This window comes from Salinivibrio sp. MA427 (assembly GCF_001996115.1).
Lineage (GTDB): Bacteria > Pseudomonadota > Gammaproteobacteria > Enterobacterales > Vibrionaceae > Salinivibrio > Salinivibrio costicola.
In genome coordinates this window covers 1-5424 of the sequence record NZ_MUFH01000177.1, presented here as the reverse complement: position 1 = coordinate 5424, position 5424 = coordinate 1, and the positions used below count along the sequence as shown (strand labels likewise).

Here is a 5424-nt window from a genome sequence, read left to right as displayed (position 1 = left end):
ATATAATATCATTGTCCGTGCCTGGGCGAAGGCAATCGGCCTGTGTAACAATCAAGCGATGGGGTTAGTGCATATCCCTGATAATAGCATTTACTACCTTCACGGTCGTCCTGAGAGCTCTGAGCGCGCTGAGCAGGAATATAAAGATATATTCTATCGACTAAGCTATTTAGCCAAAAAAAGAACCAAGCGTCGCAACGAGGGGTTTCGTTGCTTTGGCTCTAGCACCAAGTAAATCGTGCACAATCGTTTTTTATTGATGATATATATTTAAAATCCCGTCGGCCGTACTGTCATGGTGCGGCCTTACCTCATATCTCTAAGGCAATAAAATCATTGTCGACATCCTCCTGTGTAATACCAATATAACGAAGCGTGATGCCTTCTGAGGTATGGCGCAGCATTTTCATCACCCGACCAATATCTTTTGTGGCTTGRTACAGCATATAACCGCGTGTTTTTCGCATTGAGTGCGTCCCTAACGAGAGGTTGAGCTCTTGCCCGACCTGTTGAAAGGCGAGAGTAACAGCGCGCCGAGAGAGCGGTTTAGGCGGCAACTGCTTAATCTGCTGACAGCGGTGAGATTGAAACAGGTAGACGTGATCAGGATGGTCTGCCCGTATCTTTTCAATGCGCGCCAGTGTTTTGGGGTTGAGCTGGATATCAGCAATCTTACCTGTCTTACGCTCTTTGATTCGCAACCGGTCACCGTGGATATCGTCGAACCGAATAGCAAGCAGATCGGAGATACGTAACGCCAGGTTTAACCCGATATACCAGACGTCGGCCATTTGGCGATGATAACGAATACTCAATAGGTGGCCGATAAGCTGAACAGTCTCAGCATCTTTGATGGCTTGAACTTCTGACATGGCTTACTTCCTTTTTTCTTCACAGATGGAGGTTTTGAGAAGCACAGCACGACAGCGACAGCCAGACCCTTGTTGCGCCTGGGTTGGCTGCTTCCCGTTTTAACATAATGAGAAGCAGGGAAAGGTATCGCTGCCTGTGCATGTGTGACGTGTAAAAATGGCCTGCGAAGCCGCTACACGACTGGGATCCAGCCTCGCTCGGCGAAAGACACACAGTCTTCACCGACAACCACATGATCTAAAACGCGAACATCGATAAGGCCCAACGCCTTGATCAACTTGTCAGTAATATGACGGTCTGCCTGTGACGGCTCGGCAATCCCCGATGGATGGTTGTGCGCAAAGATAACGGCGGCTGCATTGTGACTCAGTGCCGCTTTCGCCACTTCGCGTGGATAGATAGACGCGGCATCGATGGTGCCAAAGAACAGGATATCGAACTGGATCAGCCGATGTTGGTTATCCAGCAACATCAACGCAAACACTTCACGATCGTACGCGCCGAGTTTGAGCTTTAAGTATTCCATCACGTTGTTCGGGCTCGTGAAGGTGCCTTCGCGTTTGTACTTTTGTGCCAGCGCTTCTGCCGCGTGCTCTAAGAGCTGGTTTAAATCAGATGGCTGATGGGCAGGGTAGTTGTCTGCAGGGGTAAACAGGGGAGTGTGTGATGTACGCATAGGGAGTCTCCTTTTAAGTGATTGATGTGGCTATGCGTATCGATGACATATATCTGAAATCAGGTTGGTTAGGAGAGTGGGTGCAAGAGGGGAGGGTGAAACCGGTAAATCTTTACGTGCGCGGAAATCTCATGAGTCCAATAACGGAGTAATATCATGAGATTAATTAAACTGAGCGAAGTAAAACACATGACAGGTCTTGGCCGCTCAACGATCTACAACCTGATGAAAGACGGCACCTTCCCAAAAAGCGTTCCCTTGGGAGGCCGAGCGGTTGCGTGGGTAGRAAGTGAAGTCGAAGAGTGGGTGATGGCAAGGATAGCGGAGAGGGATAGTGCGGCTGTTAACGGAGATCTATAATTTGCCCTTCATCATTGCTCATTCCCCAATTTTCTCATATTCTCTCACTCATCAAAGTTATCCATAAAACCGGTTAGAGCTAACAAGCTGAAATGAATGATCAAATTTTAACCTTGAAAGAGGTGGCTGCTTACCTAAAGTTGGCCGAAAAAACAGCATATAGATTAGCAAGCGAAGGAAAGCTTCCTGGTTTCAAAGTCGGCGGTTCATGGCGCTTCAAACGTGAAGACCTTGAAGCGTGGATAGAAGAGAATAAGAGCAAGCAATGACATTAATAAATCTCAAAGACTTAGAAGCGCACCTTTGGCATGCGGCCCACATCATTACGGGTCCTATTGACGCTTCAGACTACAAAACCTACATCTTCCCAATCCTATTCTTTAAGCGTATCTGTGATGTTTACGATGAAGAGTTCGAAGAGGCGATGGAGCAGGTGGGTGATGAAGAGCTTGCGAAAGGCGATATGTTTCACCGAATCCAAATTCCAGCTAACTGTCATTGGAAAGATGTGTTTGCAGAAACCAAAGACATCGGCCAAGCCCTGAAAGATTCATTCCGTGGTATTGAGCTAGAAAACCCACAGCTGCATGGCATTTTTGGTGATGCGAGCTGGACCAACAAAGAACGTCTATCAGACGAACTGTTATCGACACTACTCAACCATTTCAACAAGGTTAACCTTGGCGTATCGAGTGTGCGTAATGATGATATGGGTCGTGCTTACGAATACCTCATCAAGCGCTTTGCTGATAAAGCAAACAAGAAAGCAGGTGAGTTCTATACGCCACGTACCATTGTTCGTCTTATGGTTAATATTCTAGACCCACAAGCTAATGAAAGTGTTTATGACCCGGCTTGTGGTACAGGCGGTATGCTGCTTGAAACCATCCACCATGTTAAAGAAAGTGGCGGCGACCCACGTCTTCTTAAAATCAAAGGCCAAGAGAAGAACCTGACTACCGAAGCCATTGCTCGGATGAACTTGTTCCTACACGGACAAGAAGATTTTGAGATTGTTCGTGGTGATACGCTTCGTGATCCTAAATTCCTTAAAAATGATCAGTTAGAAACTTTTGATTGTGTAATCGCTAACCCACCGTTCAGCTTAAAAGAGTGGGGTTATGACTATTGGATAAGTGATCCGTACGGTCGTGCAAGCTTTGGTTTAGCGCCAAAAAACAACGGTGATTTCGCCTGGGTACAGCACATGTTTGCTTCATTGAATGATGAAGGGCGCATGGCGGTAGTGCTTCCACATGGTGTGCTTTTCCGTGGTGGTGCAGAAGGTAAAATCAGAACCAAGCTATTAAAAGAGAACCGTATCGTGGCGGTAATCGGCGTGGCTTCAAACTTGTTCTACGGTACAGGCATCCCTGCTTGTATTCTCGTATTGCGTAAAGCAAGACCAGAAGAGCATAAAGACCATGTTCTGATTGTGAATGCGGAAGAAATCTTCACTAAAGGCCGAGCGCAAAACACCTTATCAGAGCCTCAAGCTGATGAGATCTATGACATCTATCAGAAAATGCGCACCAAAGGGCCAAAAGCAGACGACATTGAGGGTGTTGCACGTTGGGTGCCACATAGCGAGATAGAAGAGAACGATTTCAACTTGAACATCGCTCGTTATGTACAAAAGCCGCTAGAAGAAGAAACCATTACCGTAGAAGAAGCGTTGAAAGATTTCCAGCAAAAATTAGCAGCCTTAGAGGCCGCTGAACAAGAGTTAGAAGCCTTGTTAATCAAAGAGGGCTTGAGCTATGAATAAAAACAAATTAGAAGACCTACTGTGGGGCGCTGCAGAGTTCCTGCGTGGCCAAATTGATGCGTCTGATTACAAGCAGTACGTATTCCCACTGCTGTTCTTTAAGCGTCTATCGGATGTATATCTAGAAGAGTATAACGAAGCACTCGAGCTGCACGAAGGTGATGCTGAATATGCCGCGATGTCGATGTATCACCGTTTCGATATTCCTGAAGAAGCTAGCTGGGAGAAAGTTCGCAATACMAGTAAAGACATTGGTGAAGCGATTCAAAATGCACTGCGTTTGATTGAAGCAAAGAACGAGCGCTTGCACGGTGTATTTGGTGATGCGCAGTGGACCAACAAAGAGCGTTTACCAGATCACTTGCTGTCAGACCTAATTCAGCATTTCAGTAAAATTCCACTAGGCATTAAGTCTGTTGCTCAAGATGACTTGGGTGAGGCGTACGAGTACTTGATCAAAAAGTTTGCGGATGACTCAGGGCATACCGCTGCCGAGTTCTATACCAATCGTACTGTTGTGCATTTAATGACCCGAATCATGAAGCTTAAACCGGGGGAAACTGCGTATGATCCCACCTGTGGTACGGGCGGTATGTTGCTCAATGCGGTGATGGATTTACGCTCGCAAAGACAAGAGTGGCGTGGTGTTCATTTGTATGGACAAGAAGTAAACCTGCTAACGTCTGCTATAGCACGTATGAACATGTTCCTGCACGACATTGAAGAGTTCGATGTTATGCGGGGTGATACCTTAGGTGATCCTAAGTTTATCGAGAACGATCAACTTAAACAGTTCGATGTTATCTTTGCTAACCCTCCGTATTCCATCAAAAAGTGGAACCGTGAAAAGTTTGCTGCTGACCCGTATGGACGCAATATGTACGGCGTGCCGCCGCAAGGTTGTGCTGATTACGGTTTCTATACCCATATCATCAAAAGCTTAAAATTGGATACTGGCCGTGCGGCTATGCTTTGGCCTCACGGTGTTCTGTTCCGTGACTCAGAGCAAGCGATCCGTAAACAAGTGATTGAATCTGACATCATTGAAGCGGTGATAGGGCTTGGCCCAAATTTGTTCTACAACTCGCCTATGGAATCGTGCGTGGTCGTACTTAATTGCAATAAACCAGTTGAGCGCAAAAATAAGATTCTGTTTATCAATGGTGTAGAGCATGTAACCCGCGAGCGAGCCCACAGTCGTTTATCGGATGCTGATTTAGATGTGCTTTGCGAAGCTTATTTCCAACCAGATAACCAATGCGATATTACTGCGCTGGTTGATTTAGACACTATCAGTGAAAACCAATACAACTTATCTATTCCGCTTTATGTGAAGGCCAAGAGTAGTGGGGAAGTACATGATATCGAACATGCTATTGAGTCATGGAAAATGAGCCGAGTACAACTTAAGAAGCAAACCAATAAACTATTTAATAGCCTCGCGAAGTTAGGTTACGAGGTAAAGAGCGATGACTGATAAGCAAACTATAAAATTCGGTGACATCTGTAAAGAAGTAAAGCTGACGACAAAAGATCCTATTGGTGACGGCTATGAGCGTTACATTGGTCTTGAACACTTAGATTCTGGTTCGCTAAAGGTAAAGCGTTGGGGAATGATAGCAGAAGATTCACCTAGCTTTACGCGTGTGTTTAAAAAAGGTCAGCTCTTGTTTGGTAAACGTCGTCCTTATCTCAAAAAGGCGGCTATTGCTGAGTTTGATGGAATTTGTTCAGGTGACATTATAGT

The 5424-nt window shown here is 45.8% G+C and carries 7 protein-coding genes and 1 pseudogene; 6 read left to right on the top strand and 2 right to left on the bottom strand.

Features of this window, described 5'->3' with window-relative positions; translation table 11 throughout:
* On the top strand, nt 1-235 hold a 235-nt coding region (locus tag BZG79_RS11015), incomplete at its 5' end, for an inovirus-type Gp2 protein (RefSeq protein WP_199877742.1).
* A 76-nt stretch (nt 236-311) separates the two neighbouring features.
* On the opposite strand, the gene BZG79_RS11010 is transcribed toward BZG79_RS11015, so the two are convergent.
* Nucleotides 312-872: a tyrosine-type recombinase/integrase gene (locus BZG79_RS11010; protein WP_021024426.1), complete on the bottom strand. Its 561-nt coding sequence runs from the start codon at nt 870-872 to the stop codon at nt 312-314.
* 173 nt (nt 873-1045) lie between these two features.
* Nucleotides 1046-1549, bottom strand: coding sequence for a DNA repair protein RadC (gene radC, locus BZG79_RS11005; protein ID WP_077676327.1), 504 nt, complete (start codon nt 1547-1549; stop codon nt 1046-1048).
* Between the two features lie 156 nt (nt 1550-1705).
* Between radC and BZG79_RS11000 the strand changes: the two genes are divergently transcribed.
* From BZG79_RS11000 to BZG79_RS10980, 5 genes and pseudogenes are all read left to right on the top strand, one after another.
* On the top strand, nt 1706-1909 hold the full coding sequence (locus BZG79_RS11000) for an AlpA family transcriptional regulator (RefSeq protein WP_077774407.1): 204 nt from the start codon (nt 1706-1708) through the stop codon (nt 1907-1909).
* A 92-nt stretch (nt 1910-2001) separates the two neighbouring features.
* The gene (locus tag BZG79_RS10995; protein ID WP_025503347.1) at nt 2002-2178 is read left to right on the top strand and encodes a helix-turn-helix domain-containing protein; all 177 of its coding nucleotides are present in this window, start codon (nt 2002-2004) and stop codon (nt 2176-2178) included.
* The gene (locus BZG79_RS10990; protein ID WP_077774406.1) at nt 2175-3677 is read left to right on the top strand and encodes a class I SAM-dependent DNA methyltransferase; all 1503 of its coding nucleotides are present in this window, start codon (nt 2175-2177) and stop codon (nt 3675-3677) included. The genes BZG79_RS10995 and BZG79_RS10990 overlap by 4 nt, the downstream gene beginning before the upstream one ends.
* Nucleotides 3670-5154 (top strand): class I SAM-dependent DNA methyltransferase, encoded by a 1485-nt coding sequence (locus BZG79_RS10985; protein WP_077774405.1) that lies wholly within the window; start codon nt 3670-3672, stop codon nt 5152-5154. The genes BZG79_RS10990 and BZG79_RS10985 overlap by 8 nt, the downstream gene beginning before the upstream one ends.
* A pseudogene (locus BZG79_RS10980) lies at nt 5147-5424 on the top strand (type I restriction endonuclease subunit S); the annotation flags it as partial. The gene BZG79_RS10985 and the pseudogene BZG79_RS10980, both read left to right, overlap by 8 nt.